The organism is Gardnerella swidsinskii, assembly GCF_003397705.1.
Lineage (GTDB): Bacteria > Actinomycetota > Actinomycetes > Actinomycetales > Bifidobacteriaceae > Bifidobacterium > Bifidobacterium swidsinskii.
In genome coordinates this window covers 255053-279722 of record NZ_QJVB01000003.1, presented here as the reverse complement: position 1 = coordinate 279722, position 24670 = coordinate 255053, and the positions used below count along the sequence as shown (strand labels likewise).

Genomic DNA, 24670 nt, shown 5'->3' with positions numbered 1-24670 from the left:
CAACAAAACGGGCGCATCGATTGTAGCTGAACGTAAAATCACAACTACTCGATACGCCCTTATATACTTCAGCCTATTCTATCAAGACTCAAGTCATTATGTTATTTATTTCAAAAATTCGTCAGTAGACAATTCTTTTGCTTGCGGAGTTTTATGAGTTACTTTGCCTTTAGAATCAGTGTAAGCACCTTCCTTACTTAAGAAGTTAAAGTAAGCTTGAGCGCCTTTAACATCAGTGGTTCCGAACACAAATTTTCCGCTTTTAATATCCGCGCGATTGCCCCAATATTGACCGTCAACAATCATCTTCATGCTACGCTTAACAAACTTTATGTCGAGATTAGCATCTTTTGCTTCTTTCACAAGAATTTCAGAAGCCTCATCAGGATGTTCATAAGCATATTCATATCCGCGCTTTGCAGCTTTAACAAATGCTCGAACAAGCTTAGGGTCTTTAGCTACAGTACGCTTATTTGCGATTATTCCAATAGTATCTGGCTGACCTGGCACACCGTAGTCGCCCTCCATGAAGCAGCGAAGCTTTGGTCCGAACATTTCAGACTGCACGCCTTCCCAAGTGCCATAGAAGCCACCAAAATCAGCTTTGCCAGATTCAAGAGTTCTAAAAGTTGAAGTTCCAACAGTAACTTTGTCGAACTTACCTTGACCACCATCGTGTTGAATCATCCTACGAATTACAGCATCACCTTCAGCTGAACCAAAAGTTGCAAAAGTACGACCATCAAAATCTTTTGGAGAATGAATTTTATTGTTCGAAGCAAGTGAACACCAAATAGCACTTGGCTTTTGCTGAACTTGCATAACTTGCTCAAGATTTGCTCCCTTTGTTGAAAAATCAGCAGCATTTGTCAAAGTACTAAGAGCAAAATCAGCAACACCACTATCAACTGCGTGTTCCGAACCAGTCTGAGCAACAGCAAGTATATTGACATCTAATCCAGCATCTTTAAACCATCCTTTATGCTTAGCAACATAAATACCAATATGATTAGTATCCGGTGCCCAAAATAGCATAAACGACACTTTACGAAGATTTGCATTCTTACTACTACTTGCAAATCCACATGCCGAGAAAGAAAATACGCAGCACGCAGAAAGAACAAACGCAAGAGTACGCTTTACAATACGCATATTCATGAGTTCCCTACTTTGTTTCTTGTACCGTTCTTCTGGGAAAGTGACACGAACTCGGCAGAAAACGGTAACAAAGGGCCTAGCCCGCGCCGTTCAATGCCCCTGCGCAGATTCAACCTGCTACAGTTTGCCACACATTGACTCACGAAACATTTAGATTATGCATGATTAAATAGACAAATAAAAAAATCTCGTACACTATTGAACTCACAGAAGTTGTGCGCTTCTAATAGAATGTACATGCTATTTGTAGTTTTAAATAATTCGATTGGGGCAGCAATCGAAGTCGTTTACAGAAAGGAATCGAGTTTTCATGACGCAATCGCGTTTTAAACGTATGCTAATTAAATATCTGCCAACTGTATTTTCTGTAATAGTTTTACTTGTTTTTTGGCAGTATGCATGCGAATATTATAAAATTTCGGAAAATTTGATTCCAACACCATCTTCAATTGCTCAATCAACAGCTGACGCTTTGCCAACTCTATTACCTGCAGCATTAATTACAACACAAGAAACAGTTATCGGTTTTTCTATTGCAATAGTAGTTGGAATTCTTTTAGGTGTTATTTTCCATGTTTGTAAGCTTGTTAAATCTGCTTTATTCCCGCTTTTATGCGCAGCGCAAACTATGCCATTAATTTCTATTGCGCCAATTTTTTTGATTTGGTTTGGTTTTGAAATATCGGGGAAAATTGTAATCGTAATGGTTTTCAGCATGTTCCCTATTGCTGTGCAAACTATACGAGGTCTTGACGCTGTTCCAAGTTTTTATACAGATGTTGCTTTAACTTGTGGAGCAAGTAGAACTTGGACTTTGTGGCATGTTAAATTAAGGGTTGCAGCTCGCCAGATTTTTGGTGGCATACGCATTAGTGCAGCTTATGTTTTTGGAACTGCTTCAACTGCAGAATATTTGGGAGCCAAAGATGGGCTAGGAATTTGGCTTCAATTCGCTTATAACTCATTTAGAACACCACTTATTTTTTCTGCAACAATAGTAATAATAATTCTTACTGCGCTTCTTATGTGCATCGTTAACGTTTGTGAAAGAATTCTGCTTGGCTCAGCAGACGAAGATGAGGATCCAGATAACCAATTGTGAAATGAATTAAAACAGCCCATGTGAGCTACAAAAGTAACGAAAATAACGTAACATTCGCTACTTTTGTAACTCACAAACTGATATATTAACGAAAACCTACTTACTTACCTGATTCTTCTTTCATTGCTTCATTAATAGCATCGCTCAACTCTTTTTGTGCCTTTCCGTAAGCTTCCCAGTTTCCGGATCGCATAGCAGAATCAGAATCTTTTAATGCTTGAGCCGCACGTTTAAGCGCTTCTTTAGCTTTTTGGCTCATAGAATGAGATTTTTCTGAATTCGTAGACTCATTTTCCTTAGAAGTACCTTCTTTAGAATCAGCATCCTTAGATTCATTATTTTCAGCAGCATTGTTTGAAGAAGAATTATTAGAAGCATCTCCAGCCAAAGCGCCTGAGTTTCCGCCAAATACTTGATTAAGTGCTTCATCTAACGTATCTGCAAATCCAACTTGATCTCCAAACGCAACTAACACCTTCTTAAGCAAAGGATAGCTAGTAGAACCGCTAGATTGCACATAAACAGGCTCTACATAAACCAGCCCACCGCCAAGAGGCAATGTAATCAAATTGCCGCGCTTAACTTTAGTAGAACCGGATTCAAGCAAATTCAATTCTTTAGAAACATTTGCATTAGCGTTGAAATTATTCTGAGCTTGACCAGGTCCTGGAACATTAGATATCTTAGGTAATTCTTGCAAACGAATCTTACCGTAATTTGGACCAATCTTTCCAGGAGTATCCCCCGCATCTGAATCAACAGACAAGAAACCAGTTAATATTTCACGAGTACTTTTACCTGCCGGAATATAAGTAGAAACAAGCGAAAATACTGGTTTCTTTGCGTCTCCAGTTTGCAAAGTCAAATAGTATGGAGGTTGCAAAATATCTTCTTTTTGTGCTTTTTGAGATTCAGTTGGATCAACAGGAATCTGCCAGAAGTCTTCTCCAGAGAAGAATTGGCTTGCTGTATCGACGTGATACTTTGCTAATAAGTGACGTTGAACTTTAAACAAGCTTTCTGGGTAACGCAAATGCTTCATCAAATCGCCAGAAATCTTAGAAATGTCATGATAATGACCTGGGAAAATTGAACGCCATGCTTTAATCACAGGGTCTTTCGTATCCCACACATACAAATCAACAGATCCATCATAAGCATCAACTGTAGCTTTCACAGAATTACGAATGTAGTTTGCGCGCTGATTTGTCAACCCTTTAATAGAATGAGAAGTTGTTGTTGTGGAATCTTGAGTTACCTTACCAAAATCAGTCATTTGAGAATAAGGGTAAGAATCAGAAGTAGTATAGCCATCAACAATCCACTTAACGCGACCGTCTACTACTGCAGGATAAACTCGACCATCCAAAGTTAAGTAAGGAGCAACCTTAGACACGCGTGTCTTAGGATCACGATCATACAAAATTTGAGATTCAGAAGTCACACGGTCAGAAAAAAGAATCTGATCAGACTCAAATCTAATTGCATGCAAAAGTTTAGAGAAGAAGTTTCCTAAACTTGGACCACCATTGCCTTTGAAAGTAGTTAAAGCACCTTGAGAGCCAGTCGGATAATCAAATTCCCATGGAGATGTCCCTTTTGGAGAACCAACGATAGAATACTCAGGAGCATTTGGTGAGAAGTAAATACGCGGTTCATACTTTTGTGACTTAGTAAGTTTGCCTTGAGCAGGAATACCATACTCCATAAATTGTGGCTGTCCATCTGTTGTTACTTTATTTCCGTAAGCTGCAACAATTCCATAGCCATGCGTATAAACTGTATGATCATTAACCCAGTTTCGATTATCGTTGCCAGCTAAATCAAGCTCGCGCGCAGCAATAACCGTATCTTGACTTACACCGTCAATATCGTATTTATCAACTGAAAGCGTATCTGCGAAAGTGTAATATTGCTTCGATTGCTGCAATTGACGGAACGTTGGAGACGTAACTTGTGGATCTAACAAACGAATTTGCGCAGTTGACTCTGCTTCTTTTGATAATGCACCTGATTTACCTTTAGAAGTAGCGTTATACGATTCTTTCTTTACGTTATTTAGCCCGTAAGCAAACTTTGTTGCATCGATATTACGCTGAATATAAGTAGCTTCCAATTCCTGAGCATTAGGAGCAACTTTAAATCGCTGCACAAGTGCCGGCCAAGCGAAAGATATAACAATTGAGCAAACAATCATAAAAGCTAAAGCAATAATTGGTGTTTTCCATGCCTTAATTGCTGTTTTAAAACGCACTGAAATTGGTGCTTCTACAGATAAAGCATGAGATTTCATAAACCAAAATGCAATAACAGAACCAACTAACACTGTTATCACTGCCATTGCTATGCTTCCAGGAACACCAGCATTCATGTCAGTGTATGAGCCGCCTGTAATTCGAGATCCATCAAGAGTTACTAAAGCGAACATGTCTAAAATCTGTTGAAGTGCCCATGTCAAAATCACAAGCATAAACCATACAGAAATTTGTCTACGTGCTCGTTTTGTAATACTTAATATGCCTTTACCATCGATAGGCATACTAAAACGAATTGCTCCCATAAGAATGTGCGTAATAATAGAGAAAACAAGAGATATTACCAATAAAAGCACAAATGCGCTTATAAATAACCTTAATCCTGGAAGCACAAATACATAGAAGCCATTGTCAATTCCAAATTGTGGATCTTTAATGCCAAAAGGTTGGGCGTTAAACATTAACAAAATTTGCGCCCAATGATTGTAGAATTTAAATCCAAATACTGCGCCTACAATCAATGAAAAAATTCCTGCAACATGCAAAGCAAGCTTTGAACTAATTCCCTGCTTTAAATCAATAACATTGCCTTTAATTCGAATATAAGTTCCATCTGCATTGCTTGGACGCGCTTTTATTGCCAAAGCTGCAGACAAGTATCCAAAAGCAGACATTAATATTGCATAAAGCACCCAAACGCCCACTTTTGCTGCAAGCTGAATCCAAATAACACTTTCAAATCCAAGCTGCGAATACCACATGCAATCAGTTATGAACCTTGCGAGAGCAAATATTGCAGCTACAGCAAACGCGACAATTAACACTACTATCGCAAGAATCCACCTCCACTTTTTTGCAGTATAAGTAAATTTTGCAAAATTCAGATTAACTTTCATAGAACAATTTCTTTCATTCTTAAGCTTATTGTTGTTATCTTTCTCATCATCATTGAGAATATAGTCTGTACATTTTTGTTACTTTTATTGCTCGCACTGCTCTTACTATTTTTATTATTTTTAGCCATATATGCACCAGCAACAACCCACATAATGCCAATAATTACTTCTATGATGAGCTTCAACATAAGGTTAATGATACTATACTAATTATTCCCAATCTATATATTATGTAATCAAAATTAATTACAAAAAGCGCACCCGCAAGTTAATGCGAACGCGCTTAAAGCGATTAAATTAAATCAAATTGGAGTATTTAAGCTAGGCAACATCAGGATCATCTTTAGCAATCGTACCAGTAAGCTTTCCAATAGCCTTCAGTAAGTGGTATACAACCAACACCACAACGGTTCCGATTGCAATACCGTTGAACTGAATTCCAGAAATAGCGAACTGGAAGTTAGCAATACCAATAATCATAACGATTGCAGCAATCATAATATTCACTGGCTTATCGAAGTTAACTTTGTTTTCTACCCAGATTCTTACGCCAATCATGCCAATCATGCCGTAAAGCAAAGTGGTCACGCCACCAAGAACACCAGCTGGGATTGAATTTACAACAGCGCCAAACTTTGGGCAAAGGCTCAATATAAAAGCAAAAGCTGCAGCACACCAATAAGCTGCAGTAGAATAAACCTTTGTTGCAGCCATAACACCGATATTTTCACCGTACGTGGTGGTACCACAGCCGCCAAATAAACCAGCAATAGCTGTACCAAAACCATCTGCGAATAATGCAGTTCCAATCTTAGAGTCATAGTCGCGACCAGTCATTTGAGCTACAGACTTTACGTGACCAACATTTTCTGCAATGAGAACAAGTACTACCGGCAAGAACATAAGTAGAACAGAGAAATCAACTTGTGGCGTGTGGAATTTAGGAAAACCAATCCAAGAAGCTTCTTCAATCTTTTTAAAATCGACTTGACCTTGGAAGCATGCATAAGCGTAACCAACGAGAACACCTAAAAGAATATTTAAACGACCAAGAAGACCGCGAAATACTACAGCAATAAGCATTACAGCAACTAATGTCACAAGAGCTGTATCTGGAGCTTTCTGGAAGTTAGTCCAAACTGCAGGTCCTAAATTAAAACCAATAATTGCAACGATTGCACCGTTTACAACAGGTGGCATAATAATGTCAATCCACTTAGCTCCTGCAAAATGTACAAGCACACCTATAAGAGCAAGAAGCAAACCTGTGCACATAATGCCAAAGCTTGCAACTGCAATACCTTTATGAGCTGTTGTTACAGCCATAACAGGTGCTATAAGACCAAAAGAGCTTCCCAGATAACTAGGAAGCTTATTTGCGTTAATAAGTAAGAACAGTGCTGTAGAAATAGCAGTGAACATCAATGTTGTTGATGGATCAAAGCCCGTAAGAATAGGCACCAAGAACGTAGCACCAAACATTGCAATAACATGCTGAGCACCAATTCCAGCAGTACGAGTCCAAGTCAAACGCTCGTCTGGCTCTACAACTTCACCAGGCTTTAACGTTTTGCCATTACCGTGAAGCTGCCACGTGAATAATGAATTCATTTCTTCTCCTTGCAAAAACAAGCTATGCAAAATGTTGTGTAAAACAAGTGTCGCTAAAAAACAAGCACTCATTGAGCGCTGGGATGGCAGCTTCTGGGAGGTCCATTGCACCACCGACCCATATGCCAAAGGGACATTCTAATGTCGCAAAACGAAAGTGTCGAGCATAAGAAAAAAATTACAGTTTTGTTTTTTATTTTTGTTGGAATATCAAGCAAGGTCGGCGTGTTGAAAAGAATGCAATGAACACCAACGAAAGTTGATACTTACTAACTTATGTTTATAAAATAATTAAAGTTAGGCAAAGTTAAACAATCGCAAAATTAGTAAACACATACTCAAGCAAGTAATTTTTGTAAATATTCTTGCAAAACTAATGCGTGATTTACTTTTGGATTTTTTGCAGCATACAACAAAGTTATAGTTTGATACTTATTAAACAAATCCATAATCACACCAACAGCTTCATGATTTGAATCAAGTTCTTCAACATAACGATGTGAAAATTCTTCAAAATGCTCCGGGTCATGATTAAACCACTTGCGTAACTGCGAAGTAGGAGCAATATCTTTAAGCCATTTGTCAATATGAGCATATTCTTTGCTTATACCACGCGGCCAAAGTCTATCAACCAAGACTCTCACACCATCATCTTCACTAACCGTTTCATACACACGCTTAATCTTCACAGTGCACTTGTTCATAAAATCTCCTTTATACGTTTACCATAATCGCAGCTTTATTTATTTTTTCAAGGAATTATTTACTAGCAAAAGATATCTGCGATATAAATTGAGTTATTATGTTCGATTATGTGATTTTATGTCGGCGTGTCGCGTTTATTTGCAGCAAAATTATATAAAATTTGCTTAATTTTTTTAATTTATGTTCGTTTTTGTCCGATTATGGGAGAATACTTGGCTAAATGGTTAATTTCTTTGATACATGGAAAAAGAAAATCTGCACCATCGATATGGCTCTTATTGCTGTATTGACACTTCTAGCTTCCTTTATTGGCAGCTGGCTTAAGCAGTACCCAGGTTTCCAATTACTTGGTGCTCTTATTATTGCGTTGCTTGTTGGCATGGCTCTGCAGCTGCCATTGCACGTGTACAAAATGAATAATGATTCAAGGCGAGCAGGCGTTAAAAGCGCTGCTGGTTTGATTGCAAACAAACTTCTTCGCCTAGGTATTATTCTCCTCGGATTTAAGCTGAATTTGCATGATTTGTTTACCAAGGGCATTAAATGCTTGCCTATTGCAGCTGTGTTAGTTGCAATAATGGTTTGCGTAACTTATAACATTGCTAAACTCTTGAAAGTAAATCCTCAGCTTGCAATGCTTACAGCAGGAGGCACAAGTATTTGTGGAGCTGCTGCAGTTATGGGTCTTTCTGGCTCAATGCCAGTTCTTCCAGAAGAGGAAGATGAGAAAGAACAGAACGAAGTTATGGCTGTTGCAACAGTTGCAATTATGGGCACTATTTACGCTCTTGCTGAAATCTTCATCCTGCCTAACTTTGGCATGACTAAGCAGCAGCTTGGCATTACAGCAGGTGCATCACTTCACGAAATTGCACATGCTGTTGCAGCTGGCGGAGCGTTCAATAGTATCGATGTTGCAACAATCATGAAGCTCTCGCGAGTTCTTATGCTCGTTCCAGCCTCCATCTTTATTGCAATTTGGTGGAATGCTCGTCATAGCAAAGTTGAAAATGGCGGAAAGCATAAGATTAGCTTCCCATGGTTTATGCTTGGCTTTATTGCAGCATCTGTTATTGGAACTTACGTTCCTTTCGTAGCAGCACACGCATCAACTCTTGTAGAAGCAGGATACGTTTTCCTTGGCATGGCTATGGCTGCACTTGGAATTAACGTAAACTTCCGAGCCATTTTCAAGCAAGGTCGCGCAGCATTTGCAGCAAGCTTCCTAGCTTCTATTGTTTTAGTTGCTTTGGCTTATGCAGCTGCAGTACTGTTCTTCTAAATAAAACATTACAAAATAGTTTTGCTTAACAAATGAGGGTCTTCGTTTGAAGACCCTCATTTTATATTCTCGATAATTTATTTTCGTGTATTCTTGAAAAATCTATCTAATATGCACAGCCGTTCCATCAGGAATATTTTTATAAAACCATTTGGCATCCGCAACACTTAAACGCACACAGCCATGCGATGCAGGCTTTCCAAGCTTCATGCCTTCCGACGGAATATATTCACCAAAGTTGTAGCGCGTTGGAACCGAATGGAATAAGTATTCTCCACCAATAAAACCAACCCAATAATCAGCACCAACTTTTTCCTCATGATTAAAGAAATGTTTTCCGCGCATATTAATGTGATAATCACCATGAGGAGTGGAATCATCCATTCCAGAACTCATAATCATTGTATATACAGTTTTACCATTGGCAAGAATATGCACTCGTTGCTTTTTTAAGTCCACATTAACTTTTAAGTCAGAAACTTTAACCCCTGAAAGATTTGGATATTCACCACCAGTAGGATGTTTCCAAAAAACATGATTAACCGTTGATTTATCTAACTTTTGTTTGCAATATTTATCGAAATATTTTTCAAACGACTTATTATCAGCAACCTCATTGTCTTTATTACCAAGATTGTCACTATAAGCATTTTTTTCGCGCTGAATTAATACAGAATTCTGCAATTTTGCGCTGTATCTAGACGAGTAAGAAACCATATTAACAGTTTCGAAAATAATAAAGCACAACCATGCAATCAGCAAAGAAGCTAATAAAACAGAAGACGTAATACGAGCAGCTTTAGAGCTTCTCCTCCACCAGTTGCGCATTTTCGCAGCAATGCGAATGCACTTTTTAATGTCATTCATTATGTTACGAATAAACTGCATTATGTCTCCTATATAAATGCAAAAGCGTTGCATCCAATAGTTTAGCAGGAAATTATTAGATGCAACGCGCAAAAAGCAATATTTTTCACTTATTAATTCAGCAATATTAAATATGAATCATACTGCTTTTATTTTCGCAAACAATCTCATACGTTGAACTTAAATTCAACAATATCGCCGTCTTGCATCACATAGTCGCGACCTTCAAGACGAAGCTTTCCTTCTTCCTTAATTTTTGCCATAGAACCGTCAGCAGCAACAAAATCATCATATGACACAATTTCTGCCTTAATAAATCCACGCTCAAAATCAGTGTGAATCACACCAGCAGCTTGTGGAGCAGTCCAGCCTTTATGAATCTGCCAGGCGTGAACTTCCTTAACACCGGCAGTTAAATAGGTTTGAAGACCTAAAATATCGAATCCTACGCGAGCAAGCTGATCCAAACCAGATTCCTTCAAACCAGCATCTTCAAGCATTTCACGAGCATCTGCTTCGTCGAGCTCAGTAAGTTCGGACTCAAATTGAGCATTAAGGAATATTGCTTTTGCAGGAGCGACAGATGCAGAAAGTTTAGACTTTAAATCTTCATCAGCCAACTCCGAATCATCCACGTTAAACACGTAAATAAATGGCTTAGCAGTGAGCAAGTGCAAATCATACACGTCGTTTTTATCAATAAGCTTTTCGTTATGAGCCTGGTCAATAGTTTTGCCAGATTCAAGAATTTCCTTAGCTTTATTTACAGCGTCTACGTATTCTTGCGTAACTTTCTTACCGCGCAAATCTTTTTCAAGCTTTGGCAAAGCATTATCAATAGTTTGCATATCGGCAAGAATTAGCTCAGTATTAATCGTGTCAATATCGTCAGCAGGATCTACTTTTCCGTTAACATGCACAATATCGTCGTCATTAAACGCGCGAACAACTTCGCAAATAGCGTCTGCTTCGCGAATATTAGCAAGGAACTTATTGCCCAAGCCTTCACCCTCGGAGGCACCCTTAACAATTCCTGCAATATCAACGAAAGTAACTGTTGCTGGAACAATCTTTTCAGTATTAACTAATTTAGCTAAAACTGGAAGACGATGATCCGGAAGCGGAACAATACCAGTATTAGGCTCAATAGTTGCAAACGGATAATTCTCCGCCAAAACGTTGTTGCGAGTTAAAGCATTAAACATAGTGGACTTACCAACGTTTGGCAATCCAACAATTCCAATAGTTAAAGACATATTTACCTAGTTTAGACCAGCGCCGGGAAAGCCGACACAACTTGATTTTATTTACTATTTATTTTCAATAGCATCAACTGCAGCAATCACATCTCCCCTAAATCCGCGAGATTCTAGCTCAGCAACGCCACGAATAGTTGTTCCTCCAGGAGAGCACACTGCATCTTTCATAATCCCTGGATGAGTGCGCGAATCCATATATAACGCACCTACTCCTTCAATCATTTTTGCAGCCAAACGGTAAGCACAATCACGTTGCAAACCATATTTCACACCAGCATCGCCCAACGCTTCCATATACATTGCTGTAAAAGCTGGAGCACAGCTAGAAATACACATTGCAATATTCATATGATCACTATTCACTCGCTCTACCAAAGAAATTGGCTCAAATAAAGCACTAAACATTGAAAGTTGACTATCACTAAGCGTATGAGTAGTTTCAGCTAAAGTCACGCCTTGGCAGACCGCAATAGGAGTATTCGGAATAATGCACTGAACATGAGCATTCTTGCCAAGCAGTTCCATGTAACGCTCAAGCGTCCAACCGGCTGCAACGGAAATAACAGCAATACCTCGTTCATTAATAACTTCACAAATTGGCTTAAGCACTTCAGCAACCTGATACGGCTTTACAGCAATAATAATCACATCACTTGCTTCACACACTTCTTGAGCAGTACGCATAGCGCGAGCGCCAATTAGTGAAGTATTACGCTCGAGTTTTTCAAAATTATGCGCGCACGCAACAATATTTTCACCTTGCAATACTCCTGCATTCAGCGCACCTTTAGCGATTGCTTGTGCCATATTGCCATAGCCTATAAAACCAACAGTTCCAGATACACAAGTACCCATACATGACCCCCTTTAGCGCATTGATAAAACAGTAGTGCACTCATTACTAAGCAAACAGATGTATAGCATAGCAAAGAGTGCACTATAATCATTGCGCATATTAAAATTATTACCTTTGTATACGGCTTATCTCTTGTAAATTCCCTCTAAATCGCCGCGATTCAACGCCTCATCAAACAAATGACGGAAAACAATATCTCCATGTAAACCATCATGCTCAAACTCGTTCGTCGTCCAATAGTGAGAGTTGGCAATATGAGAAAGAGTGTCAAGCTGAAGACCAGAATCTACGTACATGTCATCAAAGTAAACTGCAGATTGCAATGGAACTTCGTTATTAGCAAGTTGATCTTGATCGTAAATTTTGCCAAACTGCTTATCTTTCATCAAGCAGTCAACAGCTGGAAGGAATGGTTGCAAAGCAAGCTCTTGATCATACATCCAAGGAAACATTGCTTCGCCAGTGAAAAGAAGAGGACGAGCAGAACCAGAAAACTCTGGCATAGTTTCTCGAACCTGTTGAGCAGCCCACAAAATTGGGTGTTCCAATTCACCGTCAGCATAAATAAATTCTTGCAGCGGCCAATAAAGTGGACTAGAAGCTGTAGAATCCATGACACCGTACACAAATTCGTCACTTAAGCTACCTGCAGAAGCTCCTCCGCCGTGCTTAAATGCTTTCAAGGAACCATCACCATCTGCAAACGCAGAATCAAGAAGCCAGTGCACTCGCTCAAAACTTGGTTTCATACCAAAGGAAGAGCCCAACATTTGGAATCGTTCAACCGTAAGCTTCTCGCCATTTGGAAGCGCAACATCACCTTGCGCAATACGATCTGCAATAGCAGCAGCACGAGCAACATCCTGCGGATAACGCTCATAGAATTGCTCCGTTTTTCGAGCCATGCGTGGGAAAGTATGCTCGTATACTTCACGCGCATTTGCTGGAACATGAGGAATACCACCAGTTGTAAAGCTTGCAATCAAGCCTTGTGGGAAAAGCGACAAATAAGTAAGCGTTAAGAATCCGCCATAACTTTGCCCTAAAGAAACCCACGGCTTAGCATCAAACTCAGTAAGACGCAAATGCTCAAAATCACGAATAATAGAGTCAGCCAAGAAACGCTTTAAATACCATGCTTGTCGCTCAACGCTTACACCGTCATCTGCCATGCGCTTCATAGTTGAAGCGTCCACTCTTGAAGAACGCCCAACACCACGCTGATCCGGCAAGACTACGCGAAAATGTTTAATAGCTTCTTGAATCCAACCATCACTAGAAGGCGAAAGTGGTCGCGGACACTGCCCACCAGGACCTCCTTGCAAAAATACTAACAAAGGCAAATTATCATGTACATGCTCAGGAGCACAAACTACTCTACAAAACAATCGAATTGTTTCACCTTTAATAGCACCACCAGGAGTGTTTCCTTCCCAATCAAGCGGCACGTCAATTGCGCGTTCTTCGATATGCAATCCCGGAACATAATAGCTTGTAAGTAATGCCATATTAATACTGCCTTTCTGTACTCGCGTGCTACATTGCAACTACAAATTACACACTCTTATATAAATCATACTCAAGTTCGATTGTTCTATAAAGTGCTATGCACTAGCCTAGTAATTATGAAAGTACCTAATATGTTTCAAAGTGTTATACAGTGCTTACGAAAAGAGCTCTCATTAAACGACATATTATGGGGTATCATTCCATTTATTCTTTTTATACTTTCAAGCGATAGATATAGTATAAGCTATGTTGACGGTTTTTTGACACAAAGTTCTCTGATTACAGTAACGCTTATAAATATTGTTGTTGCACTACTACTTTCAGTACGAAAACTATGGCCTGAACAAACGGCTACTATTTTTATTGTTATTTGCATTGTGCAAGTAATCTTTGGTCCTACTCAACTTTTTGCTGATTTCTTTGGTTTCGTACTGCTTGTTAACGCTATTGCGCGAGGAAATCCAGAACATTCAAAAGCTTTTGTTATTGCATCTTACGTAACAACCGTATTATCTTGCGCATTAATATCGTGGAATGTTGTAATGGGACCAATATATGGCAATAATCATTCGAAATCTAGTTATACTTGCAGTGTACGAAATATAGATAGCAGCAATATAAAAAATTGCGTTTCAAATATACTTAATTTTGCAATTCCTTCAATAATTTTTGCGATTATTACTACCACTATTACGGTTATTATTGGCTACTGGCAGCGCACTCACGTGCATACTATTCAACTTTTACAAGATCACAATAATTCTATTCGCGCATACCGCAAAAAAGCTCAGCATATTGCTGTTACTGCAGAACGCGCAAGAATTGCCAGAGATATGCACGATATTGTTGCTCACACGCTTTCTATTATTATTGTGCAAGCAGATGGTGGTCGTTATGCAGCAACCAAAGATATTTCGCTTGCTAAAAAAACAATGCATATTATTAAAAACGAAGCCGAGCGAGCCGTTCACGATATGCGCCGACTTCTAGAAGCTTTAACAGACGCTCCATCGGGTCAATTGGACTTCAATCACGTGCCTTCTCTTATTGAGCAAGCAAAAATTGCATCTCCTAAAAATATTTTTTGGCACACTGTTGATGGCATAAATTCTCAAAATAGGCTTAACGCGGACGCACAAACCGTTGCATACCGCGTTGTTCAGGAGTCTCTTACTAATATTCGAAAGCATGCAGGAGATGGCATTAAAATAAACATTCACGAACAGTGGAAGAACCAAGGCTTAACACTAAAAATTACAAATGAAATAAACAAGCTAGAAGCTAATCAAGAGCAAAATAGCGGTGCGTCACATAAAAACGGTTATGGTTTGATTGGCATGAAAGAGCGAATTGAAAATCTTCACGGAACGCTTGATTATGGAAAAATGAATGATGGAACGTTTAGTATTGTTGCTTTTATTCCATATTCCTACAGCGCAGACCAGTCAAACAGTACTGCTTCTGTATTAAATAGTATTCATAACGTTACTCATAAGAATGCAAAAGTTAATAATCAAGCAGAAGCACAAACAAAACCGGAAAATGCAAACGTTTCAACATCATCGGAAGTTTCGACAAACGTTTTGCCATACGTTTTACCAGAAGCAAATACTTCAAAAAATAGGATTGAGAAAGTATCACAATGGTTTGAACAACATTGGCTTATTGGAGACATTATTTATGCATCACCTTGGGTTGTTATGATGCTCTTTCTGCCAACCTACGATTTTATTGTTGGAGTTGGAATGTCTTCACAATATTCCAACTCGCTTTCATTACAAATACTTTATAAAGTATTTACTCTTACAACCATGGTGCCATTCATGTTTCGCAGAAAAGCTCCAACCGCATGCGCAATTGTTGCAGCAGTATTTTCTGCAATACAGCTTATACTCTTGCCGAATATTTTATTCGCTAATTTTTTCATACCAAATATTATTTACGCTGCTGTGCTCTACGGTAAAAAACGCGCATGGCAATGGGTTAGCGCAGTAGTGCTTGCCGAATCTGCTATTTTCGCCGTAAAAATTGGTATTTCATCAAAAAATATTCCACAAACTGAAACTCCAATACGATTCTTTACATCAAATATTGCCACAACCAATTTTTATGACTTTATGCAATTTGCGTCCGTTGGATTAGTTTTTGGTTTTATAGTTGCGTTAATTTGTTTTGCGGCCATTGCATTTGCTTATTCCCGCAGAAACGATGACAATAATTTGCTGATTCTAAAAGCGCGCAGAACAGAATTAGAGCAAGAGCAAAAACAGCTAGAAGTACTTGCAGCTAACGCAGAAAGGCAACGACTTAGCTCAAATATTCAGCAAAAAGTTGCTATTACATTGCATAAAGTAATCGATGCCGCAAATAGCGGAATTGATATGCTAAATAAATACGAAAAAACAAATAGCAATGCAGAAAATCGAAAGTTATCAGAACCAAAGCAATCACAGGAACAAAGTGAAGAAATTAGTAAAGCCTTTAAAAATATTGGAGATGAAGGTCGTTCGGCACTGAAATATATGCGAAAATTGCTTGGAGTTTTGCGAGAAACAGGTTCAAGCGTTCATTCAGCAAATAATGCTGCGAATGTAACTGAGATTGCTATTCGCCCTGCTGCCCCACTTGATGAGCAAATTCAACACAACGCATTAAATAAGCAATAGTAAGTTGATACTATGGAAAATATGGAAAACAATGAAGTAATTCGCGTTGCAATAGCAGACGATCAGGAGCTTGTGCGAGCAGGATTTGCGATGGTAATAAATTCGCAGCAAGATATGCACGTTGTATCTCAGGCTTCTAATGGATCACAAATTGTGGAGCTTTCTAAAAGCCAAAATCCAGACATTATTCTTATGGACGTTCGCATGCCTGTAATGGACGGATTGGAAGCAACTCGCAAAATTCTGCAGCAAAAAACTAACGAAAATACTAAAATTATTATTCTAACAACTTTTGATTTAGATGAATATGTTATGGCTGCAATTCATGCTGGTGCTTCCGGGTTCCTTTTGAAAGATACTGAACCTGAAACTTTGCTTAATTCAATACGAACAGTGTATCAAGGAAACGCAATTATTGCTCCGACTGCTACGAAGCGTTTGATTGAAAATATGATTCAGCAAGGCAAAGTAGCAACAAATACTACAGAAAACAGTGCTGCGAATTACACTGCGAATTACGCTGCACAAGAAAGTTACGATGTACAAGCAAATCCGGCTGCGCAAGCAACACAAAGCTGCGCGTACACAAATTCAGCTATTACAGAACTTACTGATAGAGAACGCGAAGTTCTTGTTGAAATTGCTCACGGACTTTCAAATCAGGAAATTGCTGACAAACTATTTATTAGTTTGCCAACAGTTAAAACTCATGTTGCGCATATTTTAGGAAAAATCGGTGCTCGAGACCGCGTGCAGGCTGTAGTTTTCGCTTATGAAAATGGCTTAGTTAAGCCGTAAGCATATAAATTTGCGGCTATTTATGCATAGACACAAATAGCCGCAAATTTAGATTATCAACGTACCGAGTAGTTTTTTAATTTATGCTCTCGGAAGGCGACGGTGACGCATAACAGTAACGCCGGCAGCAGCAGCTCCAGAAATAGTTAGCACACCCAAAACACCCAACATTATATTGCTAAGCATATTGCCAGATGACTTGTTCTCGCTTGTAGCACTAGCTTGAGTTTTTGGCTTTTCGCTTACTGTATCCGAAATCTTTTCGTCAGTTTCGTTAGCAGGACGATCCTGAACATCATCATTTTCGGCAGTTTCAGTACTTTCTGCAGTTTTAGCGTTTTCTTTAGCCACATTAGATTCAGAAGTCTTTGCAGAAGGCTTTGCAGATTCAACAGTCTTGCTTTCAACAGGCTTTGACTGCTTATCTGCAGCATCTTCAGAAACAATATCCTTTACTGCAACAGTACGAACAGGATTAGAAGACTGAGCTGCAGGCTGCTCCTGAGAAATATTCTCATTCTGTTTCTGTTCTTCAACAGCAGTTACCGGAGGAACATAGCTTTCACTAGAAGAAGAGGTTTCTTTAGTCGCACTTGAAGGCGCTTCAGAAGGAGTTTTAGAAGAAGTTCCAGAATGCTTTACAGAAGGCGCTCCCGAAGTTTCTACATCAGAAGGAGTAGAAACTTTAGGATGCATAGAAGAATCAGCATTATCTTTTGAATTTACAGAAGATTGCGGATTATTAGGAGCAATTCTTCTTTCAGAATCATTAGATTGTGTTTGAGAATCAGAATTATTTCTTTTAGGAACAGGTGAAGTAGAGTCACTTTCAGAGCTCTTCTTCTTCTTTTCCGATTGAGAAGCTTTCAAAGCGTCAAGTTCAGCTAATGCAAGACTATGCTGATTCTTAAGATCATTCAAAGTATCTTCTAAATTCTTCTTTGCTTTTTCATTGTCTACTTTTTGAACTTGGAAATTTTTTAGAAGATCTTTAAGTACAGCAATATTTGTTCGCAAACCTTCAATCTTTTTATTTCTTTCAGATTCATTATTAGAAAGCTCATAACTGTTGATATCTACTTCTATTGCAGAAAGCTCTTCTTTAATGTTTTCAATAGAACTAGTCTTATCATTCAAATCTTTAAGCTTATCTTCTGTATCTTGTTTTGCAATGTCTAAATCTTGCTTAATACTTTCAAGCTGCTTAGATTGTTCTTCGAACGACTTTACAGCTTCATTAAACTTAGGCTCAAGCTGAGTTAAAGAAGAATTCATATCGCTAAGCTTAAGTTTCTTTACACCAATTTCCTGATTTAAAGAATTAAACTCTTTGTCAGCATTTTCAAGATTAGAACGCAATTTATCAAAATCTGCATTATCTTGATGCTCTGCATCTTCCAATGCTTTCGCATCTTCATCTACTTTAGCACTAAGTTTTAGCAGAGCAGCTCTATCCTTTTCTATTTCTTCAGAAAGAACTTTAATGTCTGAATTAAGATTCTGCATCTTATTCTCATAGTTTTTATATATTTTCTCGTATGAATCTTTCTTAGAAGATTCTTCACTCTCAAGAGAAATAAGAGAATCTAATTCATTTTTTGATTTTTCATAATTATCTTTAGACTGTTCTTTCTGAATCTCAAGACTTTTAAGTTCTACTTCTTTTAGCTGCTTTTTCTTCTTAAGATCTTTTAGAACAGCTTGTGCTTGAGCTAAATCAGTTCCAATAACTTTATTTATTCCATCAAGTTCTTTTTCTTTTTTAGCAATACCTTTTGTAAAAGTATTAATATTCTCTATAGTCTTATTTAACTTATTTACTACATCTTCAAGATTTTTAGTTTGCTCATCAATTTTAGACTTTAATTCTTCAATGTTATGCTCAACTTGCAATAATTTATTTTCAGTAGATGCTTTTGCAGTCACCTCTGTTTGAGCTTGCGTATTTTGTACAACCTCAGCAGCTTCTTGCGCCCATGCTGGCATTGGACCTTGCAGGAACAAAACAAATCCTGCGATTGCTGCGGCAGATTTTTTCTTGACCGTTACCATATTTGTTACTCCTTGCTCGTAGCGGCCTTCATGTCTAACTTATGTCAGCAGTCATTTTGAGCATAACAAAGAAATAAATACATTTTCAATGCCATTTATTCGGAATATTTCCGATAAAACTTGTCATGATGAATAATAATCGTATTATTTTTGAATATTACTAATAAAAAATGCTCTTTTTCTACATAATATTATGCTAGTCGCATAATTATACGCACGTTTTAATAAAAAAATAATAACAATATTACAAATTTTTTCAGAGTGTCGAAAAAGCCTAAGAAAAAGATAATGCCGATAAGTAAAATTTACATACCGGCACTATCTCTATTTTTTCTGCAACTTAACTTCTACAGACTATCTTTTCACATATGTTCTTACGAAATTTAGTCCTCCGCGAGCGCAACTACTGGCGAAGACTTCACTGCTCTACGAGCTGGAAGCACGCTGGAAAGAAGCGCTGCAAGCAAAGCGATGAGAGCAAGAACCGCGTAAATAGTCCAATCAACTACAAACGGAACTTTGCCAATTGTGCTAAACACCATGTAGGATCCAATCCACCCAAACGCTGTTCCAACAATCAAGCCTGAAACAGTGCTTGTTAAGGAAATCAACGTTGCTTCCAATGCAAGAGACCTTCTAACCTGTCCCCTTGTCATGCCGATTGCGCGCAAAGTTGCAGATTCTTTGGTTCGCTCAATAACAGACAAGCTTAATGTGTTTGCAACACCTATTAAAGCAATCACAACAGCTACTGCTATTAAGCCAACAAGCGCCATCATCATTGCGTCGATAGTACTCTCCCACTTTGCTCGCTCAAACACGCTTCCAGTAGACATAACCTCCGCATAACTAGATGTAACATTTCGAATGTTTTTAGCAATATCTACAAGATTAGCTTTGCTAGAGTCTACCGAAATGAGCAAAATATGCGTTGTAGGCTTAAGGTAGTTATTGAAGTAGGATTTGCTCACAAAAGCAGTATTATTTGAATACACACCAACATTTCGATACGTCTTAAACTGAACTTGCTTTACAGTAATGCTCTTATCGTTATTACTAGAGTCTGTATTCATGCCAGTAAATGGCGTAATATTATCACTGTCTGTTTCACCAGAACTGTACTTTTCTACATAAGCCTGCAGATTAAGACTTCCTTTTTTAAGATCAAAAGGCTCTCCACCTTCATCATTAAACTTAGGCAAAAGCACAGAATCTTTGTTTATATTAACGCCATCAAGGTCAGTGTGCATTACATTTCTAAGTTGATTTACATTATCAACTCCAGCTGCCATAGCGTACTCAGTTTTGCCCTTAGCGTTCTTAAAAGTCATAGGAACTGCAGGAAGCAACTCAGTATGCTTTATTCCACTAATCTTTGAAATATCTGCAGCTAAAGACTCATCAACATTCTTGCCTTGAATAATAATGTCAACACTGTAACGGTCATCAACAACACCTTTAAGAGTTGCTTTACCGCACATTGCGCCAGTTACTACTGTTGAAACAAGCGTTACTCCAATAAGCAAAGCTGTTCCAGTTGCTGCAACTCTTCTAGGGTTTCGTTGCACGTTTGCGTTAGCAACTTTAGAAGCAGGCCCACAAAGTGCCATAACTGCGCCAGTTGCCTTCATAGCAAACGGCATCCAGAATGTTGCTGTAATAATAATTCCAATAAACACAAGCGCGCATCCAAAAACTGCTCCAATCAAAGTCCTCCAAGAGTCAGCACCAGCATTAGGTGACTGCTGAGCAATCATGCTTGCCAAAGAAGTAGAACTTAAAGCCGTAAATAAAATACCTACAACAATAAATAGAACGCCAAAAACAGCGCGAATAATGCTTGCACGCTTATCTTTCATCAAATCCATTGGTCGCAACGCTTCCATAGGCGTTACTTTTGTAGCAGATCGCGCAGCACCCATAGATGCAAGAACTGTTACAATCGCGCCAATTACTATTGGCCACACAATCGCCGGAAGTGAAACAATCAAAGGAATTTTAGATAATGGTCCAGAATTAATATTCACGTTACTAATTGCGCCCATAAATCCGATTGCGCAAAGCACGCCAATAGCCGCAGAAATAACTCCAAGTATTGCAGCTTCAAGCAAAACTGCTGTATAAAGCTGATGCGATTGTGCACCGATTACGCGCAAAAGCGCAAGAGTGCGTCTGCGTTGAGCAACCAAAACTTGGAATGTGTTTGCTATAACAAGCGAAGAAATAAGCAACGCTAGAACACCAAACGATAGCAAGAACATAGTCACAAAATTTGTGCCGTTTGACACACTTCGAACAGCTCTTACACCAACTTCATGCCTAGACATAAGAGAAAATTGCTCTGGAAGCAAAGCGTTAATCTTAGGAGATAAATCGTTTATTTTAGATTCATCAATACTCATGTATACTTTGCTTTGCACAACTTGATTGTCAAAATTTTTAAGATTGTTGAGTTTTGCACAAAAATCATTCGTTATGCCACCAAGATACGTGCCGCGATTTGAAATTGGTATTTGAGAATGTTCTCCATCGTCAACAAGACCAACCACACGAACATCGTATGATTTTTCTTTATTTCCGCCAGCTTCATCTACTTTAACCAAGGTTATAGTATCGCCAATATTTGCATGTATGGATTTAGCAATACTTTTAATAAGCGTAATTTCGCCTATTTTTTGCGGATCTCTACCTTCTGTTGATTTATACACAGGAAGATTTCCATACAAACCACTAGACCAAGCAATACTTGTAACTGATTTATCACCTTTTTCTACTCCTACAAGCGCAGTCGCATCGTCACTACGAATACCGTTGACACCAGGCATCTTCGATATTTCGTCTAAATGAAGGTCTTTATAATGAATTCCACTATTCGGAGAACTGTTAGAGCTTTTAGCTGAGATTGCATAATTTGCGCTATGGAATTCTTCCGTTGCATTGCGAACCATCAAGTCGTCAACACTGTTTACAAAAAGCAAAGTAGCGCTCATAAACATGCTGCCTATAAGAATTGCAATTCCAGAGGCGATTAGCATGCGCACGCTTTTACGCATAAGTTTTAGCGCGATTTTCCACATTCTAACTTCACCACCTTTTATTGCAATTGAGCAGACTGATTACTAATACCAGCCTCGCTGCGTTCCATAAGCATCTTGCTCATACCTTCCGCAGTAGGATTTTGCACATCTTCAACGATTTGGCCATCTGCAAACACGATTGCTCGATCCGCGTAAGAGGCTGCAACAGCGTCGTGAGTAACCATAATCACAGTTTGACCAAGCTCAGTTACGGACTTCTTCAAGAAATGCAAAACTTCTGAGCTGGAAGCAGAGTCAAGATTTCCGGTAGGCTCGTCTGCAAAAACTACGGAAGGCTTAGAGATTAAAGCTCGAGCAATCGCAACGCGTTGGCGCTGACCTCCAGAAAGCTCAGCAGGCCTATGCTTTAAGCGATTTTGCAAGCCAAGAGTATTAACCAAAGTATTAAACCATTGCTTATCTGGCTTTTTGCCTGCCAAAGTAAGAGGCATAAGAATATTTTGCTCAGCACTAAACATTGGAAGAAGATTAAAACTTTGGAAAATAAATCCAACCATTTCGCGTCGCATAAGCGTAAGCTGCTTATCGCTCATGCCTGTAATATCTAGGCCATCTACCAAAACTTTTCCAGAATTAACGCTGTCAAGACCAGCCAAAGAGTGCATTAAAGTTGACTTTCCGGAACCAGAAGGACCCATAATCGCCGTAAACTTGCCGCGTTCAAAACTTACGCTTACATCTCGCAAAGCGTGAACAATGCCTGCACCCTTGCCAAAATCTTTAACAACATGCAAAGCTGCAACCGCAGTCTCACCAATCAAATTTTGATTAAAATCTGCTCTAAAATCTAAAGCATTTTCTTGCTCATATGAGCTTGTTTCGTACGGACTGTTCATAACTGCTCCTTTTCTTAAAAAGTAGTAATCGCATAGTTATCTATTGCTAATACTTAAATTTACGGAAAAATACAGCTGATTACCATCGTACGTAAGGCGGAAATTATTGAGAAAAAATCAGCATCTCATCCTAAAGTATGATGCACAAATTTACAAAATGTATAAAAATCGGAGCACATACAAATACAATATGCGCTCCGAATAAAACGATAATGGATCTTCAGGAATATTTTTAATTAATAATTTTTGCTTTGCTTTCTCTTTTCTATTTAAGCAAGTCCTGCTTTACGAACTGCATCAAACCCGCGCTGTAAATCAGCAAGAATATCGTCAATATGTTCAGTTCCAATAGACAAACGAATAGTGCCTTCATGAATGCCTTGATCTTCCAATTCTTCAGGAGTTTCCTGAGAGTGCGTAGTAGATGCAGGATGAATAACCAATGACTTCACGTCAGCAACATTTGCAAGCAATGAGAAAAGCTGTAAATTGTCAATAAATACGCGAGCTGCATCCCTTCCACCTTTAATATCAAACGTAAAAATAGAGCCTCCACCATTCGGGAAGTAACGCTTATAAAGCTCGTGATCAGAACGACCTTCAATAGAAGGATGACTTACAGATTCAACCTCTGGCACAGTTTGCAAATATTGAACAACCTTCAACGCATTATCAACGTGACGCTCAACACGCAAGCTCAAGGTTTCCGTGCCTTGCAAAAGCAAGAATGCTGCAAATGGGCTAATGCAAGCACCAGTATCGCGCAAAATAATCGCACGAATACGCGTCACAAAAGCCACAGGTCCTAAAGCTTCATAGAAGTTCAAACCGTGGTAACTTGGGTCAGCTTCTGTAAGAGTTGGGAATTTTCCAGGGACTTTAGCCCAATCAAAATTGCCGCCTTCAACAATAATGCCACCAAGAGTTGTACCATGACCACCAATAAATTTCGTAGCAGACTCAACTACAATATCTGCACCATGCTCAAGCGGACGGAAAAGATATGGAGTTGCAAAAGTGTTGTCAACAAAAACAGGAATGTTGTGTCGATGCGCAATCTCTGAAATAGCCTCAAAATCAGGCAAATCAGCATTAGGATTACCAAAAGTTTCAAAGTACACAAGCTTTGTATTTGGTTGAATAGCATCCTCGAAGTTTTGAGGATTCTTAGGATCAACAAAAGTGGTTGTTACACCATCTCTAGGAAGAGTGTGACGAAGCAGGTTATAAGTGCCGCCATACACATTCTTTGAAGACACGATATGATCGCCCTGCTGCGTAATGTTACGAATAGCATAGTCTACAGCGGCCGCGCCAGAAGCAACAGCCAAAGCAGCAGTTCCACCTTCGAGAGCAGCAATTCTGCGCTCAAAAACATCTTGAGTAGAATTCGTTAAACGACCATAAATGTTCCCAGCGTCACGCAAATCAAAACGAGCTGCAGCATGATCAAAATCATGGAACACGTAGCTTGTTGTTTGATAAATAGGAACTGCACGAGAATCAGTTGCCGGATCCGCCTGCTCTTGGCCAACATGCAATTGCAAGGTTTCAAAATGATACTTTCCTTGCGTTTCTTCAATATCGCTCATAATACCCCTCCAGTTTTGCGACTTTTTAAACAGTAGATTAGTTTGCTTCAGCTTACTTTGCGCATCCACTTACTTTTCCGTTTTCTGTTTACATATTTATTTAAGTGATAACGACAATATGCCACTAT

Annotated in this window: 16 protein-coding genes; 4 read left to right on the top strand and 12 right to left on the bottom strand. The window is 38.8% G+C overall.

Annotated elements, in window-relative coordinates; all coding sequences use genetic code 11:
* Positions 1 to 105: 105 nt before the first annotated feature.
* Positions 106 to 1158, bottom strand: a complete 1053-nt coding sequence (locus D0T18_RS05115) for an ABC transporter substrate-binding protein (protein ID WP_116440601.1) — start codon at positions 1156 to 1158, stop codon at positions 106 to 108.
* Positions 1159 to 1468: 310 nt separating this feature from the next.
* Between D0T18_RS05115 and D0T18_RS05110 the strand changes: the two genes are divergently transcribed.
* Positions 1469 to 2260, top strand: a complete 792-nt coding sequence (locus tag D0T18_RS05110; RefSeq protein WP_004111394.1) for an ABC transporter permease — start codon at positions 1469 to 1471, stop codon at positions 2258 to 2260.
* Positions 2261 to 2360: 100 nt separating this feature from the next.
* Here D0T18_RS05110 and D0T18_RS05105 read toward each other — a convergent pair whose 3' ends face one another.
* The 3 genes from D0T18_RS05105 to D0T18_RS05090 all read right to left on the bottom strand — a co-directional run bounded on the left by D0T18_RS05105 (position 2361) and on the right by D0T18_RS05090 (position 7726).
* Positions 2361 to 5411 (bottom strand): UPF0182 family membrane protein, encoded by a 3051-nt coding sequence (locus tag D0T18_RS05105; protein ID WP_004111392.1) that lies wholly within the window; start codon positions 5409 to 5411, stop codon positions 2361 to 2363.
* A gap of 321 nt (positions 5412 to 5732) precedes the next feature.
* Complete coding sequence (locus tag D0T18_RS05095; protein ID WP_004119362.1) at positions 5733 to 7022, bottom strand: uracil-xanthine permease family protein; 1290 nt, start codon at positions 7020 to 7022, stop codon at positions 5733 to 5735.
* Between the two features lie 338 nt (positions 7023 to 7360).
* Positions 7361 to 7726 carry a DUF488 domain-containing protein gene (locus tag D0T18_RS05090; protein WP_101892149.1) on the bottom strand — a complete coding sequence of 122 codons (366 nt, stop codon included), beginning with the start codon at positions 7724 to 7726 and terminating at the stop codon, positions 7361 to 7363.
* 221 nt (positions 7727 to 7947) lie between these two features.
* On the opposite strand from D0T18_RS05090, the gene D0T18_RS05085 reads away from it, so the two are divergent.
* Positions 7948 to 9009 carry a YeiH family protein gene (locus D0T18_RS05085; RefSeq protein ID WP_033888753.1) on the top strand — a complete coding sequence of 354 codons (1062 nt, stop codon included), beginning with the start codon at positions 7948 to 7950 and terminating at the stop codon, positions 9007 to 9009.
* A gap of 102 nt (positions 9010 to 9111) precedes the next feature.
* Here the strand turns inward: D0T18_RS05085 and D0T18_RS05080 are convergent, their stop codons facing one another.
* The 4 genes from D0T18_RS05080 to D0T18_RS05065 form a co-directional block, all read right to left on the bottom strand.
* Positions 9112 to 9897 (bottom strand): L,D-transpeptidase, encoded by a 786-nt coding sequence (locus D0T18_RS05080; protein WP_033888752.1) that lies wholly within the window; start codon positions 9895 to 9897, stop codon positions 9112 to 9114.
* A gap of 146 nt (positions 9898 to 10043) precedes the next feature.
* Positions 10044 to 11132 carry a redox-regulated ATPase YchF gene (gene ychF, locus D0T18_RS05075; RefSeq protein WP_012914083.1) on the bottom strand — a complete coding sequence of 363 codons (1089 nt, stop codon included), beginning with the start codon at positions 11130 to 11132 and terminating at the stop codon, positions 10044 to 10046.
* Between the two features lie 54 nt (positions 11133 to 11186).
* Positions 11187 to 11990, bottom strand: a complete 804-nt coding sequence (proC, locus tag D0T18_RS05070) for a pyrroline-5-carboxylate reductase (protein ID WP_064621611.1) — start codon at positions 11988 to 11990, stop codon at positions 11187 to 11189.
* A 126-nt stretch (positions 11991 to 12116) separates the two neighbouring features.
* Positions 12117 to 13499 carry an alpha/beta fold hydrolase gene (locus D0T18_RS05065; RefSeq protein ID WP_116440600.1) on the bottom strand — a complete coding sequence of 461 codons (1383 nt, stop codon included), beginning with the start codon at positions 13497 to 13499 and terminating at the stop codon, positions 12117 to 12119.
* A 117-nt stretch (positions 13500 to 13616) separates the two neighbouring features.
* Here D0T18_RS05065 and D0T18_RS05060 point away from each other — a divergent pair, with 117 nt between their 5' ends.
* A complete protein-coding gene (locus D0T18_RS05060) occupies positions 13617 to 16166 on the top strand; it encodes a sensor histidine kinase (protein ID WP_102703037.1) in 2550 nt (849 codons plus the stop codon).
* 12 nt (positions 16167 to 16178) lie between these two features.
* Entirely contained in the window at positions 16179 to 16964 is a 786-nt protein-coding gene (locus D0T18_RS05055; RefSeq protein WP_116440599.1) for a response regulator, read from the top strand.
* 81 nt (positions 16965 to 17045) lie between these two features.
* Here D0T18_RS05055 and D0T18_RS05050 read toward each other — a convergent pair whose 3' ends face one another.
* The 4 genes from D0T18_RS05050 to D0T18_RS05035 all read right to left on the bottom strand — a co-directional run bounded on the left by D0T18_RS05050 (position 17046) and on the right by D0T18_RS05035 (position 24542).
* Positions 17046 to 19016 (bottom strand): ATPase, encoded by a 1971-nt coding sequence (locus D0T18_RS05050; protein ID WP_116440598.1) that lies wholly within the window; start codon positions 19014 to 19016, stop codon positions 17046 to 17048.
* Positions 19017 to 19399: 383 nt separating this feature from the next.
* Complete coding sequence (locus D0T18_RS05045) at positions 19400 to 22093, bottom strand: ABC transporter permease (protein ID WP_102703034.1); 2694 nt, start codon at positions 22091 to 22093, stop codon at positions 19400 to 19402.
* A 17-nt stretch (positions 22094 to 22110) separates the two neighbouring features.
* A complete protein-coding gene (locus tag D0T18_RS05040) occupies positions 22111 to 22950 on the bottom strand; it encodes an ABC transporter ATP-binding protein (RefSeq protein ID WP_082915503.1) in 840 nt (279 codons plus the stop codon).
* Between the two features lie 269 nt (positions 22951 to 23219).
* On the bottom strand, positions 23220 to 24542 hold the full coding sequence (locus D0T18_RS05035) for an O-acetylhomoserine aminocarboxypropyltransferase/cysteine synthase family protein (RefSeq protein ID WP_102703033.1): 1323 nt from the start codon (positions 24540 to 24542) through the stop codon (positions 23220 to 23222).
* Between the last annotated feature and the right edge of the window lie 128 nt (positions 24543 to 24670).

Excerpts from the sequence above, each read along its gene's own strand:
- D0T18_RS05095 (WP_004119362.1), bottom strand. The coding sequence starts at position 7,022 with ATGAATTCATTATTCACGTGGCAGCTTCACGGTAATGGCAAAACGTTA.
- D0T18_RS05060 (WP_102703037.1), top strand. The coding sequence starts at position 13,617 with ATGAAAGTACCTAATATGTTTCAAAGTGTTATACAGTGCTTACGAAAA.
- D0T18_RS05045 (WP_102703034.1), bottom strand. The coding sequence starts at position 22,093 with ATGTGGAAAATCGCGCTAAAACTTATGCGTAAAAGCGTGCGCATGCTA.
- D0T18_RS05080 (WP_033888752.1), bottom strand. The coding sequence starts at position 9,897 with ATGCAGTTTATTCGTAACATAATGAATGACATTAAAAAGTGCATTCGC.
- D0T18_RS05050 (WP_116440598.1), bottom strand. The coding sequence starts at position 19,016 with ATGGTAACGGTCAAGAAAAAATCTGCCGCAGCAATCGCAGGATTTGTT.
- D0T18_RS05055 (WP_116440599.1), top strand. The coding sequence starts at position 16,179 with ATGGAAAATATGGAAAACAATGAAGTAATTCGCGTTGCAATAGCAGAC.
- proC (WP_064621611.1), bottom strand. The coding sequence starts at position 11,990 with ATGGGTACTTGTGTATCTGGAACTGTTGGTTTTATAGGCTATGGCAAT.
- D0T18_RS05065 (WP_116440600.1), bottom strand. The coding sequence starts at position 13,499 with ATGGCATTACTTACAAGCTATTATGTTCCGGGATTGCATATCGAAGAA.
- D0T18_RS05085 (WP_033888753.1), top strand. The coding sequence starts at position 7,948 with ATGGTTAATTTCTTTGATACATGGAAAAAGAAAATCTGCACCATCGAT.
- D0T18_RS05090 (WP_101892149.1), bottom strand. The coding sequence starts at position 7,726 with ATGAACAAGTGCACTGTGAAGATTAAGCGTGTGTATGAAACGGTTAGT.
- D0T18_RS05105 (WP_004111392.1), bottom strand. The coding sequence starts at position 5,411 with ATGAAAGTTAATCTGAATTTTGCAAAATTTACTTATACTGCAAAAAAG.
- D0T18_RS05115 (WP_116440601.1), bottom strand. The coding sequence starts at position 1,158 with ATGAATATGCGTATTGTAAAGCGTACTCTTGCGTTTGTTCTTTCTGCG.
- D0T18_RS05040 (WP_082915503.1), bottom strand. The coding sequence starts at position 22,950 with ATGAACAGTCCGTACGAAACAAGCTCATATGAGCAAGAAAATGCTTTA.
- ychF (WP_012914083.1), bottom strand. The coding sequence starts at position 11,132 with ATGTCTTTAACTATTGGAATTGTTGGATTGCCAAACGTTGGTAAGTCC.
- D0T18_RS05110 (WP_004111394.1), top strand. The coding sequence starts at position 1,469 with ATGACGCAATCGCGTTTTAAACGTATGCTAATTAAATATCTGCCAACT.
- D0T18_RS05035 (WP_102703033.1), bottom strand. The coding sequence starts at position 24,542 with ATGAGCGATATTGAAGAAACGCAAGGAAAGTATCATTTTGAAACCTTG.